Below are 18524 nucleotides of genomic sequence, written 5' to 3'. Positions count from 1 at the left end.
TTGAACGCATGGAAACACAAAAAAAGAGTACCGGTATTTGGTGGTTGGGTTTCTTCGTATCCACCGCTGCGTTAATTGCGGCAATCGTTTTGCATTGGGAATACCTAACCATGATTATCCCTTTTGTTTGTACCAGTTTTGTTAAGGCAATGGATATCATCTAATCCGGTTTTCATATCTTTATAAGACAGCCTCACCCTGGTGAGGCTGTCTGTTTTTATATCGATTATATTACATTTATCGTGTATCTTATACACGAATCATAAACTTTTAATTATTTATTCCATTCGACAAAAAATAATTGAATGAAAATTCACTTTTACCTTAAGTTTCATACAGCATACGGCCAGCGACTCCAGATAACCGGAAACCTCAAAGCATTCACCCAAGACAATGGCCAGGCATTCTTGATGACCTACTTTAACCACGAGTATTGGCAGGCAAGCGTAGAAATTGATCCAGCCCATGACCCCATTTGCAGGTATTCCTACCAGTTAGAGATGCCTGATGGCAAAATTATTGAGGAATGGGGAAATGACCGGATAATTTCCCTTTCAGATAACGACGTCAATGAAATTCAGGTAATTGATACCTGGAACTTTGCCGGCGAATACGAAAATGCATTTTATACTGCGCCTTTTAGAGAAACATTATTGCCAAAGCACGATAAAAAGAAAAACAAACACAACAAAAACGGCACTCAGACGTTCAGGGTGAAAGCACCTTTACTACACAAAAATGAAGTAATTTGTATGGCTGGCAGCGGGCCGGTGCTGGGGGAATGGAATACAGACAATCCCATTTTATTTCACCTGGCAGGTAATTGGTGGACTGCTAACCTGGACCTTCCCAAAGAAGGATTTCCCCTGCATTACAAATATGGCGTATTCAATGTAAAAGCCAAGGAGTTTGTCCGATTTGAAACTGGCGAAAACCGCACATTATTTGGGGATGCCTACCAACACGAGAGAACCATTATACATGATGGATTCGCTCACCTGCCCAATAACACCTGGAAAGGCGCTGGAGTTGCAATACCTGTATTCAGCCTTCGCAGCAATAATAGCTTTGGAATAGGGGAGTTTACAGACCTACCGTTATTAGCAGACTGGGCAGAATCGGTCAATATGCGGCTGATCCAGTTATTACCCATAAATGATACGACAGCAACACATACCTGGACTGATTCTTATCCGTATTCAGCAATCTCTGCTTTTGCGCTGAATCCAATTTATATCAACCTGGAAGAAGTTGCGGGCAAAAAGCACTCAGCCCTGGTAAAACCCCTGAAAAAAAAGCAGAAGGAACTGAATGAACTGCCAGGTGTAGATTATGAGGAAGTATTGAAAACTAAATTGGCAGTATTGCAGGAAATATTCCAGCAACAAAAAGAATCATGGATCATTGACCAGGATTACCTGGATTTCTTTGAACAAAATAAGCACTGGCTGGTACCATATGCAGCGTTTTGCTTGCTGCGCGACAAACATGGCACCGCAGATTTCACAAAATGGAAAGACCATAGTAAATATGATGCTGCGGCTATTGAAAAGTTTGTGTCACCGGACCTGAAACATTACGATCAGATCTGCTTTCACTATTATATGCAATTCCACCTTCACTTGCAGTTAAAGAAAGCCACTGCATATGCACATAAACAAGGTGTCATTGTAAAAGGCGATATACCTATAGGCATTTACCGGTTTAGTTGTGATGCATGGATGTCACCGGAATTGTTTAATATGGACCAGCAGGCCGGGGCACCGCCAGATGATTTTGCCATCAAAGGCCAAAACTGGGGCTTCCCAACCTATAACTGGCACAAAATGCAGGAGGATGGCTTTACCTGGTGGAAGCAACGGTTCAGCCAGATGAGCGAATACTTCGATGCATTCCGTATTGACCATATTCTTGGCTTTTTCAGGATATGGTCAATTCCATGGCATTCGGTGGAAGGCATAATGGGCCATTTTGTACCTGCTATTCCTGTTCATATTGATGAATTCCACCAAAGGAATACATGGTTTAATTTTAACCGGTATACCAGGCCTTACATTACAGAACAGATTCTTTGGGACCGTTTTGAGAGCCTTTCCCTTGGAGTAAAAAACACTTTCCTTGATGCCACAGGATTTGGTGAATTCACTTTCAGGGAAGAATTTGATACCCAAAGGAAAATTGAGTCCTGGTTTGCACGCCAGGAAAAAAATGAAGAGAACGATGCAATCAGGCAGGGACTTTATGATCTTCATGCCAATATAATATTATTTGAAGCTGAAGGTTCCACCGGAAAACAATTCCATTTCCGGTTTGGAATGGAAAATACAAGTTCCTACCAGGCCCTGGAATGGAATACCAGGCAGGACTTGAAAGAACTTTATTTGAATTATTTCTATCGACGCCAGGATGACTTCTGGATGAAGGAAGCAATGCATAAACTTCCTGCGCTAAAAGCATCCACCAATATGTTGATTTGTGGCGAAGACCTTGGTATGGTACCAGGCTGTGTGCCCGATGTAATGAAGCAACTCGGCATCCTCAGCCTGGAAATCCAGCGAATGCCCAAGGACCCGAAACAAGAATTTTTCCATCCCAATGATGCACCATATTTATCCGTTGTAACACCATCAACGCACGACATGAGTACTATAAGGGGATGGTGGGAAGAAGATCCGGCTAAAACCCAGCGATTCTTCAACAATGAAATGGGTGAATGGGGAGAAGCCCCGCAATCATGCGAAGCCTGGATCAATAAAGCAATTGTGATCCAACATTTATATTCACCTGCCATGTGGAGTATTTTCCAATTGCAGGATTTACTGGGAATGGATGAAAAAATAAGGAGACCCGATCCGGCAGATGAACGCATTAATATCCCTTCCATCGCTAAGCATTACTGGCGGTACCGTATGCATATGACTTTAGAGGAACTGAGCAAAGAAAAATCATTTAACCACGAACTGAAAGAATATATCAGGGCCAGTGGCAGAGCCTGATGAGCAGAATTTTATGAAGGTAAGATCATTCATTAAAGAGTTGCCTTTTATACATCCATTCACTATTTCAAAAGGTACAAAAACCCACCAGCCCACTTTTGTGGTGGAGCTCGAATTCAATGGTATAAAAGGGTATGGGGAGGCCCCATCCATCAGCTATTATAATATTCCGGCAGAACAAATGCAGGCAGAACTCACTGCAAAAAAAATGTTTGTAGAGAAATTTGCATTTACTACGCCAGACCGTTATTGGCATTACCTGCACCACTTACTCCCAAATAACGGTTTTCTTGTTTGTGCGCTGGACATAGCAGCATGGGACATTTATGGAAAAATAAAACGACAGCCGTTGTATAAATTATTTGGTGCTGAGCCAGAAAAAATGCCATTAACGGATTATACTATTGGTATTGACAGTACTGAAAAAATGATTGCGAAAATGCAGGAAACCCCCTGGCCAATTTATAAGATCAAACTGGGAACTGATCGCGACATTGAGATACTGGAAGCAATCAGGAAACACACGGATACGCCCTTACGTATTGATGCAAATGCAGCATGGTCAAAAGAAGAAGCTCTTGAGAAAATTACGGCTTTCGCGAAGTTGAATGTGGAATTTGTAGAGCAACCCCTGGCCAAAGATGATTGGGCAGGTATGCAATGGTTGTATGAAAGGTCCCCGTTACCTTTAGTTGCAGATGAAAGTTGTGTATTTGAAAGCGATGTGTCAAAATGCGAAGGGCATTTCCACGGCATTAATATTAAGCTTACCAAATGCACGGGAATAACGCCCGCTTTACGAATGATTTCGGATGCCCGTAACCGGAAAATGAAAGTGATGCTGGGTTGCATGAATGAATCAACCATAGGTTCTTCAGCGCTTGCGCACCTGGCTCCGCTGGCCGATTGGCTGGATATGGATGGTCCGTTACTGCTGGCAGAAGACCTGGCCACCGGATTACAATACAATTTTGGGAAAGTGGTTTTGCCTGAAGCACCAGGATTAGGAATTTCTGTACATGAATTATGATGCTTCTTTTTGAAAAAATAGCTGCGGATTTTATATTTGCTGTGTTAATTGGGAGTCCATTCGGGATGTAGCGCAGCCCGGTAGCGCGCTTCGTTCGGGACGAAGAGGCCGCTGGTTCGAATCCAGTCATCCCGACAAAAAATAGCAGTAAACCTGTAATCTTTAATTACGTGGCAACATTGGAAATAAGCGGCGTATATCAGCATCCGTTGGACTTATGCCATACTCACATATTTCGAAAGCTTCCGCAGTTGCAATTTTACCACCACGTTCAGCACCATACCATTTTTCCAATGTTTTTCGGACAGGTGGATTGATTTTACTCCAGGAAGTTATTTTATCGTTCAGCCATTTTTTTCTGTCAGCTGCATTTTCCGGAACTGTTGTATCGTGTTCGGTCCAGGGAAGCCATTCATAAAACTGTGAAACATGGGCATCCAGGGCATCAATTTTCTTTGCAAAAACGGAGCTGATGTCTACAGCAATATCCGGTCGGAATGGATTCGGCCGTTCAAACCTGTCGCTTACGTATAAAAAAAGCGGATTATCATGCAAAGGTGGTACACTGCTAAGTACATTCGGGACAATAACCATATAGGCAGCATCCTGAACCAATACTCCTGTATAGCGATGATCGGGGTGGTAGTCATTGGGACGTGGCGCAATCACAATATCAGCTTTCCATTCCCTGATACAACGGATAACTTCAAAACGTTTTTCAAGGGTTGGCAATAATTCACCATCATGGGTATCCAGTACTTCATAGGTAATCCCAAGTCTCCGGGCAACTTCCTGGGTTTCCTTTAAACGTCTTGCAGCAAGTTCTCCACCCCCCATTTTTTGGTGCCCCATATCCCCATTCGTCAACGAAACAAATTTTACGGCATGTCCCATAGATACATACAGAGCAGCAAGTCCGCCAGCTGTTATATCGCAATCATCGGGGTGCGCTCCAAAAACGATCACCCTGATTTTACCGGATTGCCCAGTAACAGATTGTGCCTTGCTATAAAATTGCGCATTTACCAAAAGCAAAAAGAAGAAGAAAATTCTTTTCATTTTTTTTATTTAGATGGAGTGAATGTTGAATGTAAAATGTATTATCAATTTAAGTATTTTAATTTAGTTTTAAACGATCCCAATAAATCTGTTTATTTAACTGTATTTCCAGGTTCCTGTTTGGCTTGGGCTACCTGGTTTAGGACATTAAAACGAGGATAAATTATGCAGCAAAAAAAACGGTTCCAAAAACAACATACGCTGGTATTAATCTCCCTCGCTGCTTTTTTATTACTGGTATTGGTTCCGAAATCAATATTAGCTCAGTCTGGTAAAAAAAGCACACCTGTTGCCGTTATTTTCGATACAGATATTGGTCCGGATTATGATGATGTTGGTGCTTTAGCGATTCTCCATGCATTGGCTGATAGTGGCGAATGCAAAATACTGGCTACAATTGCTAGCAATAAGCACCAGCGCATCGCATCCGTCCTGGATGTAATAAACACCTATTTCAATCGCCCCGACTTACCAGTTGGGGTTGTAAGAAGCGATGCCGTAAATATGGTGGCGCCGCAAAAATGGGACTCATTGATTGTTGCAAATTATTCACATGATCTTTTGTCCAATGACCAGGCTGAAGATGCAACTGCTTTATACCGTAAGATTCTGGCAAGGCAGCCCGACAAAACTGTAACAATTGTAACAGTAGGTTTTCTTACAAACATGGCCAATCTTCTGCAATCAAAACCAGATAAATTTTCACCCCTTGACGGCAAAACCCTGGTTGGTAAAAAAGTAATACAACTGGTTTGTATGGCCGGTAGGTTCGATAACGAAATGGGAGGTTTTAAAGAGTTCAATGTCGTTATGGATGCCGTAAGTGCCAGGCTGGCATTCGATAACTGGCCAACACCCATTATTTTCAGTGGCTTTGAAATTGGCGTCAGAATACACACTGGAATTCCCATAGCGAATAGTCAATTCATTCATTCACCTGTAAAGGATGTATTTGCTTTAAGCATTCCCCTCGATCCAAATGATGCTGATGGCCGGATGAGTTGGGATGAAACTGCAGTGCTGGTTGCAGTCAGAGGATACAAAAAATACTTTGACGTTGCTCATGGGAAAATAATTTGCAATAGCAATGGAAGTAATGGATGGGATAAATATGGCAAACGGGATAGTTACCTGATTCAAAAAATGCCTGTCCCCCAAATAGAGAAAATACTGGATGATCTGATTATGCACCAACCGGCCAAATGAAAATAAATATTTTATGCATTTGGTATGGCCGGTATTAAGCCTCACATCTCATGCATTTCAAGCCGGATTTAACACTTTACACGCCTTTGAAAGAATAAATAGCAGGGGAGCAGTTAATATCCAATCCTTCAACAGACTTTTGTAGCATAGCTACCACTAACCAATCGTCAGACACAGCATTTTTAGGAAGAAAATATCAGTGCTTGAATTGTTGATAGGATAATTATTAATTATTAAGTCTATAATTTTGGTAGACTAATAATAATATGTATTTTTATCAAACAAATCGCTGTATGATTCTCTCATATTCAGATATGATTCATTTTTTAGTCCATTGGCAACCTGACAGAAAAGCAGATAATAAAGCCTAATTGGTAACCTTTAAATCAGTAGTTTAATGCAAATAAATTGGATTGCATTTGTAGTACCGGTTTTTGCCGGACTGATTTGGCTGGAATTCATGTTGGGGCAAAAAAGAAAGGAGAGCCTTCACCATTTCGGGGAGTCAGTTGCAAATATCAATGTTGGTATAGCTGAAAGGCTTACTGACATTTATGTTGCCGGATTTTTTTACGTTATTTTCAATTGGATTTACCAGCATCTGGCAATCTATAAAATGCCGCAGAATTTCCTGACCTGGATAGTTCTTTTTCTTTTGACAGATTTTATCTGGTATTGGTATCATCGATTTGGACATACTATAAACCTGTTTTGGAGTGCCCATGTTGTTCACCACCAAAGTGAAGATTTCAATTATACCACTTCCGTGAGAATAACTATTTTCCAGGCAATTGCAAGAGGCTTATTCTGGTGTATCCTTCCCCTGGCTGGGTTTTCACCGGCACTTATCACAGTTTTGCTTATGGTTCATGGTGCATATCCATTCTTTACCCATACGCAACTTGTTGGCAAACTGGGCTGGTTGGAAAAATTTTTAGTCACACCCTCCCATCATAGGGTACACCATAGTAGTAATCCAGAATATCTGGATAAGAATTATGGTGATGTACTGATCATATGGGATAAGCTTTTTGGCACATTTGCAATGGAAAGGGAAAAACCTGTGTATGGCTTAACCAGCCCTCTTAAAAGCTATAGTTTTCTTTGGCAACATTTTCATTTCATGCTGGAAATTTTTGTCGCCTGCAAAAGGGCCATTGGTTGGAAAAATAAATTGAAAGTAATTTTTGGCAAACCTGATCACCTTGATCCCAGGATCAGAACATGTCTGGAATATAAATTATTGAGCAGGAACCACGCTGTGGCAATTTCAAAATCCCTTCAATTGTTCATTGGCGTGCAAACAGCATTCACCATGGTAATTCTATTTATCGTCCTTCTTTTTAAGGCCTATATAAGCCCGATTGTATTTTTGCTGGTAGCCCTTTTTATATTAGTTAGTGTAATATATACCGGAGCGATGCTGGAAAGAAAAACCTGGGTATTTTACCTTGAATTACTACGAATTATTTTGATTGGGGCACTTACTTATAAAATGATGCCATCTACAACTTTACTATATACCTATTTTTTTGCATTTGGAACAGGTATAATATTTTACCGGTCCATATATCAGCAATACAAAAGGTATTTATTAGGGTATACAAATTTTTCATCTCGTGGCCGAGTGGTTAGGTAAAGGTCTGCAAAACCTTTTACGATGGTTCGAATCCTTCCGGGATGTCTTTACTTGTAGCATGCAATCGTTGACGGGCGGCATTTCTATGCTGCCCTTTTTACTTAGGTCAAAACTGTAACCGGTTTATCTCCTGCAGATTTTTCAAGCATGGATTCTTTTGTTGCCAATTCACATATCATAGTAATTGCCAGAGGTATCAATTGTAGTGTCATTTTGCCTAACTTCCCCAAAAAATCGTGAATGGAAAATAATAATGCAGACCAACAGTTAATAGAATTGGGTTACCAGCTTCCTCCTGCACCCACGCCAATGGGAGTTTATAAACCTTTCCTGGTAGATGGCAAGTATGTGTATGTTTCCGGTCACGGTCCTGTGAATATTGACAGCAGCATGATAAAAGGAAGGGTAGGCGATACGCTAACAGTCGAAGAAGGTAAAATCGCTGCATTACAGGTTGGATTAACTATTTTATCTACATTAAAAAATAACCTGGGCAGCCTGAATAAAATCAAACGCGTGATAAAAGTGCTGGGTATGGTCAGCTGTCCTTCCGATTTTGAACAACATCCATATGTAATTAATGGCTGTAGTGAATTATTTGCCAAAGTTTGGGGCGACGATAACGGCATTGGTGTCCGGAGCGCGGTTGGCATGGGATCGCTTCCAGGAAATATTCCGGTTGAAATTGAAGCCTTGTTTGAATTATATTAAATTGATGATATGTTTATATTTGATGCCCACCTCGACTTAAGCATGAATGCAATGGAATGGAACCGCGACCTGAAGTTACCGGTTGCCACCATCAATGAAAGGGAAAAAGGCCTGACAGACAAACGCGACAGGGGTAATGCTGTTGTATCGTTACCCGAACTCCGGAAAGGAAATATCGGCCTTGTAGTTGCTACGCAGATTGCCAGGTATGTTTCACCTGAGAACCCTCTTCCAGGCTGGCATTCACCTGAACAAGCCTGGGCACAGACCCAGGGACAACTGGCATGGTACAAAACAATGGAAGCAGCAGGGGAAATGGTTCAGGTATATGACAAACTCTCTCTTGAGAAACACCTGCAATTGTGGAATAATGGAATAGACAACATAAAAAAACCAATCGGTTATATCCTGAGCCTGGAAGGAGCGGATTCGATCATCGATTTGTCTTACGTCGAAAAAGCATATTCCTACGGACTAAGAGCAATCGGTCCGGCGCATTATGGTCCCGGTCGTTATGCACAGGGAACTGATGCTACTGGGTTTATGGGTGCTGCAGGCCAGGACCTCCTAAAGGAAATGGAGCGATTGAATATTATCTTAGATGCAACGCATTTGTGTGATGACAGTTTCTGGGAAGCGCTGGATCATTTTAATGGAAGGGTTTGGGCGAGCCATAATAATTGCCGAAGTCTTGTTAACCATAATCGACAATTCAGTGACGACCAGATCAGGGCATTGATCGAAAGAGATGCAGTTATAGGAGGAGTGCTCGATGCCTGGATGATGGTACCTGATTGGATCAGAGGTGTTTCTGAGCCAGTATCGATGCAATGTAAAATGGAAGTCTTAGTGGACCATATTGATCATATTTGCCAGCTTGCAGGAAATTGCCTTCACGTTGGAATGGGATCAGACCTTGATGGCGGATATGGAAAGGAACAAGCCCCATATGACCTTAACAGTATTGCCGACCTTCAAATCTTTATAACACTACTTAAAAAGAGGGGGTACGGACAACTGGAAATTGAAAATATTATGCATGGTAACTGGATCCGTTTCCTGCGGGAAACCTGGAAATAATAATTGACACCGGCCAATTTTTTTCATGAGAGAATTTAACCAACACCTTAGACAATTATTACTGCTGGGAATAATCCTGTCACTTATTGCAGTGCTTTTCATTTCGCTGAATGCATTTATTCCGGGCATTTTAGGTACAATAACTTTATATATACTTAGCCGGGAAAAATATTTCCATCTGGTATATCAAAGGAAATGGCGCAAAGGTTGGACAGCTGGTTTATTTCTTTTTTTTTACCTGGTAATTCTAGGTGTTCCTTTTTACATTATAATATTATTACTCAGCCCGCGCGTTAATGAATACTTAAGCCACCCCGATAAATTTATTGACCCTGCGAAAAACCTGTTAACCATTATCCAGGAAAGGTGGGGACTCGATTTACTATCCCCAACTGCACTTAATACATTTTTTGGTAAATTATCTGCAACTATACCCGGACTTATTAACAGCACCACAAACCTGCTGTTTAACCTTGTACTGATGCTTTTCCTGCTTTATTATATGTTGTTAAACGGGAAAACTATTGAATACTATTTTTACCATATAACGCCTCTAAAAGAAAAAAACATCCACACGCTGGTAACTGAAACTAAAAAAAACATCAAAGCCAATGCACTTGGTATACCGTTAATTTCCATCATACAGGGTATCATTGCTACGATAGGTTATTATATTTTCCACCTGCCGGACTTCCTGATTTGGGGTTTACTCACCGGACTTTTCGCGTTTTTCCCAATAGTAGGTACAATGATTATTTGGGTTCCGATCGTAATCTATCTTTATGCCATTGGTCAACACTGGCAAGCCACAGCTATTATGCTCTATAGTCTTATCATTACTGGAAATATTGACTCTGTGGCGAGAATGACGCTGCTAAAAACTATTGGTAATGTGCATCCGGTAGTTACAATTATTGGCGTAATTTCCGGGTTAAGTCTTTTCGGTTTTATAGGAATCATTTTTGGCCCATTGCTGGTAAGTTATATTGGGGTATTATTTACTATATACCGAAATGAATTCACCCAGGCTGAAGATATTTCCAATAAATGAACCGGATCCCTTTTGGTGGGCTGTACTTATTTACGGCTCATTTTCAAAAAACGGCTGATCAGGAAAGCCGATGCAAGCGTTAACCCGGCAATAAATCCTAACCACATTCCTTTTGCGCCCATTCCAAAAACAAAGCCCAGGACACAACCCAGTGGCAGTCCAACCACCCAATATGCAATACCAACAAGAACGGTAGGAACTCTTACGTCTTTAATGCCACGCAATAAGCCAGCGCCAATGGCCTGAGTGGCGTCTGATATCTGGAATACGGCTGCATAGAGCAGGAGCATAGCCGCAAGGTGAATTACATCATAATTACTATTAAAAAATAAGGGAAGCTGGTTACGAAATAAAGCAAAAGAAACTGCGCAGAAAATTCCATAAACAAGTGCAGTTAGCAAGGTACTTCTGCCGATAACTGATATTTTTGTCCAGTCATTTCTCCCGAAAGCATTACTCACCCTGATAGAACCAGCCTGGGCTAATCCCATTGACACCATAAAGGTGAATGCTGCACAACTCAATGCGATCTGGTGGGCTGCCTGCGGTACCGCGCCGAATGTCCCAATCAGGATTCCGGATACTGCGAATGCACCGGCCTCCATGCCAATTTGTAAACTGCTGGGAATCCCTATGTGAAGCAAATCCTTAAGGGTCTTTTTATTCAGTATCCACTGGCTTTTTCTTGCTGCGATGTATATGCGAAAAGTAGAATGCTTCCATATAATAATACCAAGAACTATAAATAACATACTCCTGGTTATGAGCGTTGCCCAGCCCGCACCGGCCAGTTCCAGTCGAGGAAAACCCCAGTTGCCATAAATTAGTAACCAGTTTAGCAGGATGTTTATTGGCATTCCTGAAAGTGAAAGCAGCATGGCCGTTTTGGTAAACTCCAGTCCGTCTGTAAACTGTTTTAAGGTCATAAACAACAGCATGGGTATAATAGAAAAGGACATCAAACGCATAAAGGGCATGGCTAAACGAACAACTTCAGGATCCTGTCCCAGGTGAAATAGTAAGGGTTGGAAAATGAAAAGAAGTGCGAAAATCAACACGGCAGTTATTGTGCAAAGTAGAAACCCGTTGAATAAGTAATGGGACACCAGCAGTACCTCCTTGCGGCCATGAGCCATGGAAACCATTTGGGATACAGATATGGTCATACCAATGCCTAAAACAAATGGGATATTCATGGCATTCAGCACAAGTGCTGAGGCAGCAAGTTGTTTATAGCTTATTGCACCCACCATGGCCGCATCAATAATATGTAAGGCCATTTGCGCCAGCTCGCCGATAATAATCGGCAAAGCAAGTTGTAAAGTGCTGTATGCTTCTCTGCGCAACATGATCCTGATGGTTTAAAAGACGGCAAATGTAAAAAAATCTACCTTTAGGGGCATGAAATTCGAACAATACAATATTTCTCCTGATATCAAAGAGAGTTTAGCCGAACTGGGATTTAAACGGCCGACAGATATCCAGTTCAAGGCAATTCCTTCCATTCTTAAGGGAGAAGATGTATTAGCCATCGCCCAAACAGGAACAGGTAAAACCGCAGCATTTGCCATTCCTGTATTGCATCTGTTGCAACAAAAACAGTTAAACCGTAGGGTAAGCCACCAACTTCGATGCCTTGTAATGGTGCCCACGAGGGAACTGGCAATACAGATAGCAACTGTTTTTGAACAAATTGGCCAATATACTGATCTCAATATACTGGGTTTATTTGGAGGTGTGGACCAGGAAGAGCAGACCAGGCAGTTGAAAAGGGGAGTGGACATACTGATTGCAACTCCCGGTAGAATGTTTGACCTGATCAACCAAAAGTTTATTGACCTGAGTACAGTGCGCATATTAGTACTTGATGAAGCCGATCATATGCTGGATCTTGGTTTTAACAGGGATATCAGGGATGTAAAAAGGCTATTACCAAGGGAACATCAAACTTTATTTTTCTCAGCAACAATCGATGAAAAGATCAAAGACCTTGCATATGCACTGGTCAGGAATCCAATCCGGATACAAGTATCGCCACAGGATCCGGTATCAAAAAATGTGAGCCATGCTGTAGCTTATGTGGAAATGGATGATAAAAGGTTTTTCCTGGAACGGCTTGTAAAAGAATTACCCGATAAAAAAATTCTCGTTTTTGTGAGAACCAAGGTACGGGCAGAACGGGTTATGCAGGCTATGCAACGGGTAGGTATAACTGCAATAACTATGCATAGTGGAAAGGAGCAGGACGATCGGCTTCAGGTAATGGACAAGTTTAAGGAAGGTGAAGTAAAAATGCTGATAACAACCGATGTGAATGCCCGAGGTATTGATATCCCGAATGTTGATTATGTGGTAAATTATGATTTGCCCGATCTTCCTGAAAATTATGTACACCGCGTGGGCCGCACCGGGCGAGGTATTCATAAAGGCCAGGCAGTTTCTTTTTGCAGTACGGAAGAAAAACCGGTTCTTGAAAAAATACAGCAGTATATCGGTAAAGATATCAGGGAAATGACAATCAATAAAGATGCATACCGTGAAACTATAGGCTTTTCAGAAGAAGTTCCCCACGACAACTGGCGACAGTTGCTGGAAGATGACAAAAAAGCTGTTGCAAATGCAAGGAAAAAGAAAAAGAAATAGGCTTACGGTAAAGGAGTCGATATTTAATATGGAATCTAACTGCACAAAAAGAATCGGGTTTGGTGTATTATTCCTCCTGTTCTCATTTTTTTCCTTAGCCCAGAAGGAAGTTATCCCTGTTTTTATTGCAGGAACAGAGGGATACAAAAGTTACCGTATTCCGGCAATCATAAGTCTGCCTGATGGCAAGCTTTTGGCGTTTTGTGAAGGAAGGGTTGAGGGTGTGGATGATTTTGGCGATATTAATATCGTTTTGAAAAAAAGCAATAATAAGGGGCAAACCTGGACCCCGCTTCAAACTATTGTGGATTTTGGAAATTTGCAGGCTGGCAATCCGGCACCTGTTTTGGATATGACTGATCCCTCTTATCCAAATGGAAGAGTATTCCTTTTTTACAACAGTGGCAATAACCTCGAAGGAGAAGTCAGAAAAGGAAATGGGCTTCGTGAATCCTGGTTTATCAGTTCAACAGATGGTGGACTAACCTGGTCGCCCCCCACAAATATAACCGCTTCAACACATCGCCCTAATAAACCGGAAATTAATCAGTCCTATACATTTCCTGATGATTGGAGAAGTTACGCCAACACACCCGGACATGCGATTCAATTGAAGACCGGTATTTACAAGGGTAGAATTTATGTGGCGGGTAATCATTCAGCAGGAAATCCACTGCCAGATTTCAGTGATTATAAAGCACATGGATTTTATACCGATGACCATACAAAAACATTTCATTTAAGTGATGTGATTCCCGTACCAGGTGGAAATGAATCAATGGCTGCAGAATTATCAGGCAACCGACTGATGGTGAACACTCGTAACCAGAAAGGTGAAACCCGGGCAAGGTTAGTAAGTATCAGTAGTAATGGGGGGCAAAGCTGGGACACCACTTTTTTTGATTATCAGCTTCCTGACCCGGTCTGCCAAGGCAGTATCTTAACACTACGTTACAGGAAACACAGGAATATTATCGCGTTTTGCAATGCAGCCGACACCCTGTTCCGGGATAACCTAACCTTAAGGATTAGTTACGATGAAGGAAAAAACTGGAATAAAAGTATGGTTATCGATAAGGGTAATAATACCAGCAATAGCGACCACGTCGCCTATTCCGATATGGTTATTTTAAGCAGAAAAAAAATTGGCATTTTGTATGAGCAAATGAATTATTCGAGAATTGTTTTTACAGTGGTAAAATGGTAATTCTAAACTGGAATTTTCAATTCACTGTTTTCAGGAATCTGATCAATCCTTTCATATAGGTTTCCTGGTCATCATACATACTCATGTGACTGCCATTTTCGCAAAATAAATAAGTCCCATTTTGAACTTGGGTTGACATCCATTTCATATGTTCAGGATCCATAGTATCGTATTTGCCGCCAATAGTAAGTGTAGGTACTTTTAATTTAGGCAGGTCTGCTTTCCGGTCCCAATGTTCCAATTTTCCGGATATGCCAAACTCACTGGGGCCCTGCATTGTAACATAGAGGGACTGGTTTGTTTTCCCCAAGGAACGGCTCACCGGCTCCGGCCACTGCGCCAAAGGAATACGGCAAATATGTTTTTCATAAAAATTGGGCATCAGCAATTCCATGTATTTAGGATTGCTGAAATCTTTTTTAGCCTCTATCTGCCTAATGGTATCCAGGACCTTTTGGTCGAATTGTCTGGCAAGCACATTTTCAGCATATTTACCGTAATCCGGACAACTGGACATCATGTTGGAAATTATCAGCCCTTTCATCTGGTCCTGATATTTTAAGGCATATTCCAAAGCCAGTATTCCTCCCCAGGAATGACCCAGCAGGAAGAAATTATCTTTATTCAATCCCAACGCCTGCCTTACCTGTTCAACTTCTTCCACATAACGGGGCAGGTCCCACATGGAAGTATCATTGGGATTATCGGAGTTTCCACAACCTAGTTGGTCATAATAAATGAATTCTATCCCTTCGGAAGGAAGGAAGTTTTCGAAGCATTCGAAATATTCATGGGTTGCACCTGGGCCACCATTCAATAAAAGCATCCGGATTTTTGGATTGTTTCCAAACTGCTTGGTCCATACTTTGAATTTCCCTTTTGGTGTTTGGATGGAAACCATTTTAACCCCACCGGTTTTAATCCCGGTTTCGGGGGATGTGAAATAATCTTTTACAATCTTTTGCTCTTGGGTCGTTTCTTCATTCTGTTTACAAGAGGAACAAAAAATCCACGAAGAAAAGATAAGTAAGGCAGCGTAAATATTCCTAAACTTCATATGAAGGGTTAAATATTTATAATGATAGCTGAATAAATGCTTTACCAATATTATCTATTATATCAGTAGCTAATACAGATTCCATTCCCCATTGAATACTGGCCAATTCACCAGATAAACCATGCAGGTAAACACCCAATAAAGCAGATTGGTCAGGTGTATATCCTCTTGCCAATAACCCTGTAAGGATTCCTGTTAATACATCACCACTGCCTCCTTTGGCCATGGAAGCATTTCCACTAAGGTTGAAATAAGCCTTGCCACCCGGCATGGCAATAAAACTTCTATGGCCTTTTAATACAATTATCAATTGGTGTTTGCGGGCTAATTCCATAGCTTTTCCCAATCGTTCACTTTCATTAACAGAAGCACCAGCCAGCCTTTCAAACTCTTTAGGATGGGGTGTCAAAATAGAGAAAGGGGGAATTTTTCCCAGCCATCCTGAATGCATTGCGAGGATATTTATCGCATCAGCATCCAATACTATTGGACGGTTAAAATTTTGAATCAATTGTTCCAGTAATGCTGAAGTTTGTTGTGCAGTTCCAATACCCGGACCGCAACCAATTGTCTTGTATGGCGATAAGTCAGGCAAGTCACCTGCAAGAAAATCGTTTCCTTTAGTTATTGCCATTGCTTCCGGGAGGGCAGTTTGCAAAACGATCAATCCCTTTTCCGGAATAAGGCAGGAGAGTAGTCCGGTACCCGATCTTAATGCAGCTTTTGCAGCCAAAAGAGCGGCACCCATTTTACCTGCTGCTCCTACTAACAATAATGCATGTCCGAAATTGCCTTTATGGGCAAAGGATTTTCTGGTAATAATGATACTGGCAGCCAAGGTTTGGTCAACCAAATCATAAGCAGGCTGGATAGTCGTCAGGAAATGGGGATCCAAGCCAATATCAATCAATTCAATATTACCAAAATAAGGAGCATTTTCCGCCAGCAGTAAAGCTGGTTTGTAGCATTGAAAACTAAGTGTTATGATTGCTTTAATGGCAGGATAGGGTAATGTACTTCTGTCTGCAAAGAGACCACTGGGAAGGTCGATACTGATGACCGGGTTCCCGGATTCGTTAATGTGTTGAATTAATTCAGCCATTCTGCCTTCAACGGCGCGATTTGTTCCAGTACCCAGGAGAGCATCAATTACTATGTAGGTCTCTGGAATAACAGGTAAGGGGATACCTGGTTGCAGGAAATGAATATTAACCGGAAGGTTATGCAACAATTGAAGATTCTGTTGGAATTCAACAGTACCTAATTGTCCAAATTCAAGGATGAAAACATCTACTGGGCGCCCCTTTTCATGCAGCATTCTGGCAATGGCTAACCCGTCTCCGCCATTATTTCCTTTACCGCAAAAAATATAAAACTGCTGTTGCTGGAGGATCTTCTGGTTTTCCATCCAGTCCACGCAGCGCTTTGCGGCTCTTTCCATAAGGTCAACGGAAGATACCGGCTCATGTTGCAGGGTATATTGGTCCCACGCCCTAACTTGTCCAGCTGATAAAACAACCATACTGGAAAGTACAAAAAAAGATGTTTGGTTGAAAGATTACTGTGAACCGCCCGTTGCCATATTATTTACCCCTTCAGTTTCGGCGTCCTGAAACAGGTTATTACTTTGTTTATAGTCACCGAAAAGGTCGCACAATTGTTTAGCCTTGTAAATACAGCGGTTATATTTATTGCCTAAAAGGATAATCGTAGCTTTTTCTTCTGGCATCCTGATGAAAACAGTATTATTTCCGTGCCACCAGCCATTATGGTAAACAATCTTCTTTCCATTATCAACTTCTGTTAAGCGCCAGCCCAATCCGTAGTTCCTGTGACCGGCTTTTTCATAACTATAGCCTGTGAAGGCGGCCATTAAAGTGGAATCTGCGAAAATTTTGCCATTATACATTGCCTGGTCCCATTTCAACATATCCCGAACGGTGCTATATACATTTTTATCACCATAAACCAGGTCCATAAATTCCAGGCCATATTTCCGGTTATTCCACTCAAAAGAAGGCATCGACCTTTCATAATCAGCCTGGCTAAATACATAAGTGTCGTTCATCTGGAGTGGCTTAAAAAAAGTCTCCTCAAGATAATTATGGAATGGTTTCCCCGTCACTTTTTCAACTACTAGGGCAAGCAGGGCAAAATTGGTATTGCAATAAGTAAACCTGGTTCCAGTTGGGAATTGTAATGGGGGGTGGTATTTATAAAGGCAGGATAATACATCCAGGTTGGTTACATATTGCTTTTTGTCCCATTTATAAGCTTCCAGGAAATTAGTATAGTTAGGCAGACCACTCCGGTGGCTTAAAAGCATTTTAAGAGTGGTGCCAGGGTAAGGAAATTTATCAAAATAAAGGGAAAGGTCATCATCCAGATTCAACTTTCCATCTTGCCATAATTTCAATACAGCCATGGCGGTAAAGGTCTTAGAGACAGATGCCAGGTGAAATGCATCATGTTCACCTAATTGACTGGTTTTCAATATTGGATCACGATAACCCGTGTATTTTTCAGCAATAATTTCGCCATCTTTTGCTATTAGGTACGCTCCGTTAAAACCACGGCTCCCAAAGTTTTTTTCAAAAAATGTATTGATTGCGGAAGTATATTTTTCAGTAGTAACAGCATCTGCATGCTGGCTAACCTGAATCACCATAGGAGACCCCTTTGCTTTATTAGCAGTTAGTGATGCAGATGGATTTTGGCGACAGCTGGTCAGGATAGTAGTTATTGCCAGCAATTGTACTAATCTGTATTTCAATCGATTCTATTTAGATTAAAATGGATAAGGATTACACAAATATAACGGTCTATGGCTCTCAAATTGTATGCC

General features: G+C 41.4%; 15 protein-coding genes and 2 tRNA genes. 12 read left to right on the top strand and 5 right to left on the bottom strand.

The genetic code is table 11. The features are described from left to right. The first annotated feature begins 8 nt into the window (after positions 1-8). The 4 genes from LAQ65_RS03625 to LAQ65_RS03610 all read left to right on the top strand — a co-directional run bounded on the left by LAQ65_RS03625 (position 9) and on the right by LAQ65_RS03610 (position 4161). Complete coding sequence (locus LAQ65_RS03625) at positions 9-164, top strand: hypothetical protein (protein ID WP_162836158.1); 156 nt, start codon at positions 9-11, stop codon at positions 162-164. 141 nt (positions 165-305) lie between these two features. Further along, on the top strand, positions 306-2996 hold the full coding sequence (locus LAQ65_RS03620; protein WP_224115573.1) for a 4-alpha-glucanotransferase: 2691 nt from the start codon (positions 306-308) through the stop codon (positions 2994-2996). Between the two features lie 13 nt (positions 2997-3009). Next, entirely contained in the window at positions 3010-4026 is a 1017-nt protein-coding gene (locus LAQ65_RS03615) for a dipeptide epimerase (protein WP_224115572.1), read from the top strand. Positions 4027-4087: 61 nt separating this feature from the next. Further along, a tRNA-Pro gene (locus LAQ65_RS03610) sits at positions 4088-4161 on the top strand. Positions 4162-4188: 27 nt separating this feature from the next. Here LAQ65_RS03610 and LAQ65_RS03605 read toward each other — a convergent pair. Beyond that, the gene (locus LAQ65_RS03605) at positions 4189-5085 is read right to left on the bottom strand and encodes a PIG-L deacetylase family protein (protein WP_224115571.1); all 897 of its coding nucleotides are present in this window, start codon (positions 5083-5085) and stop codon (positions 4189-4191) included. 165 nt (positions 5086-5250) lie between these two features. Here LAQ65_RS03605 and LAQ65_RS03600 point away from each other — a divergent pair, with 165 nt between their 5' ends. The 6 genes from LAQ65_RS03600 (at position 5251) to LAQ65_RS03575 (ending at position 10772) form a co-directional block, all read left to right on the top strand. Continuing rightward, positions 5251-6291, top strand: coding sequence for a nucleoside hydrolase (locus LAQ65_RS03600; RefSeq protein WP_224115570.1), 1041 nt, complete (start codon positions 5251-5253; stop codon positions 6289-6291). 397 nt (positions 6292-6688) lie between these two features. After that, complete coding sequence (locus LAQ65_RS03595) at positions 6689-7930, top strand: sterol desaturase family protein (RefSeq protein WP_224115569.1); 1242 nt, start codon at positions 6689-6691, stop codon at positions 7928-7930. Continuing rightward, positions 7905-7975 (top strand) — tRNA-Cys (locus LAQ65_RS03590). Before LAQ65_RS03595 ends, LAQ65_RS03590 begins: the two co-directional genes overlap by 26 nt. Before the next feature lie 195 nt (positions 7976-8170). Beyond that, complete coding sequence (locus LAQ65_RS03585; protein WP_224115568.1) at positions 8171-8641, top strand: RidA family protein; 471 nt, start codon at positions 8171-8173, stop codon at positions 8639-8641. Positions 8642-8650: 9 nt separating this feature from the next. After that, a complete protein-coding gene (locus LAQ65_RS03580) occupies positions 8651-9721 on the top strand; it encodes a dipeptidase (protein WP_224115567.1) in 1071 nt (356 codons plus the stop codon). Between the two features lie 25 nt (positions 9722-9746). Next, positions 9747-10772, top strand: a complete 1026-nt coding sequence (locus LAQ65_RS03575; RefSeq protein WP_224115566.1) for an AI-2E family transporter — start codon at positions 9747-9749, stop codon at positions 10770-10772. A gap of 26 nt (positions 10773-10798) precedes the next feature. On the opposite strand, the gene LAQ65_RS03570 is transcribed toward LAQ65_RS03575, so the two are convergent. Next, positions 10799-12121 carry an MATE family efflux transporter gene (locus LAQ65_RS03570; RefSeq protein WP_224115565.1) on the bottom strand — a complete coding sequence of 441 codons (1323 nt, stop codon included), beginning with the start codon at positions 12119-12121 and terminating at the stop codon, positions 10799-10801. Positions 12122-12173: 52 nt separating this feature from the next. Here LAQ65_RS03570 and LAQ65_RS03565 point away from each other — a divergent pair, with 52 nt between their 5' ends. Both LAQ65_RS03565 and LAQ65_RS03560 read left to right on the top strand, forming a co-directional pair. Continuing rightward, positions 12174-13415 (top strand): DEAD/DEAH box helicase, encoded by a 1242-nt coding sequence (locus LAQ65_RS03565; RefSeq protein WP_224115564.1) that lies wholly within the window; start codon positions 12174-12176, stop codon positions 13413-13415. Positions 13416-13443: 28 nt separating this feature from the next. Next, a complete protein-coding gene (locus LAQ65_RS03560) occupies positions 13444-14622 on the top strand; it encodes a sialidase family protein (protein WP_224115563.1) in 1179 nt (392 codons plus the stop codon). Between the two features lie 16 nt (positions 14623-14638). Here LAQ65_RS03560 and LAQ65_RS03555 read toward each other — a convergent pair whose 3' ends face one another. Genes LAQ65_RS03555 through LAQ65_RS03545 form a run of 3 tightly spaced genes read right to left on the bottom strand, consistent with a single transcriptional unit; the run spans position 14639 to position 18452 of the window. After that, on the bottom strand, positions 14639-15679 hold the full coding sequence (locus LAQ65_RS03555) for a proline iminopeptidase-family hydrolase (RefSeq protein ID WP_224115562.1): 1041 nt from the start codon (positions 15677-15679) through the stop codon (positions 14639-14641). Positions 15680-15695: 16 nt separating this feature from the next. Next, complete coding sequence (locus LAQ65_RS03550) at positions 15696-17201, bottom strand: NAD(P)H-hydrate dehydratase (RefSeq protein WP_224115561.1); 1506 nt, start codon at positions 17199-17201, stop codon at positions 15696-15698. A gap of 36 nt (positions 17202-17237) precedes the next feature. Beyond that, positions 17238-18452 (bottom strand): serine hydrolase domain-containing protein, encoded by a 1215-nt coding sequence (locus LAQ65_RS03545; protein WP_224115560.1) that lies wholly within the window; start codon positions 18450-18452, stop codon positions 17238-17240. Between the last annotated feature and the right edge of the window lie 72 nt (positions 18453-18524).

Origin of the sequence: Flavihumibacter profundi (assembly GCF_020076305.1) — a bacterium.
GTDB lineage: Bacteria > Bacteroidota > Bacteroidia > Chitinophagales > Chitinophagaceae > Flavihumibacter > Flavihumibacter profundi.
This window is presented reverse-complemented; position numbering and strand designations above follow the sequence as displayed.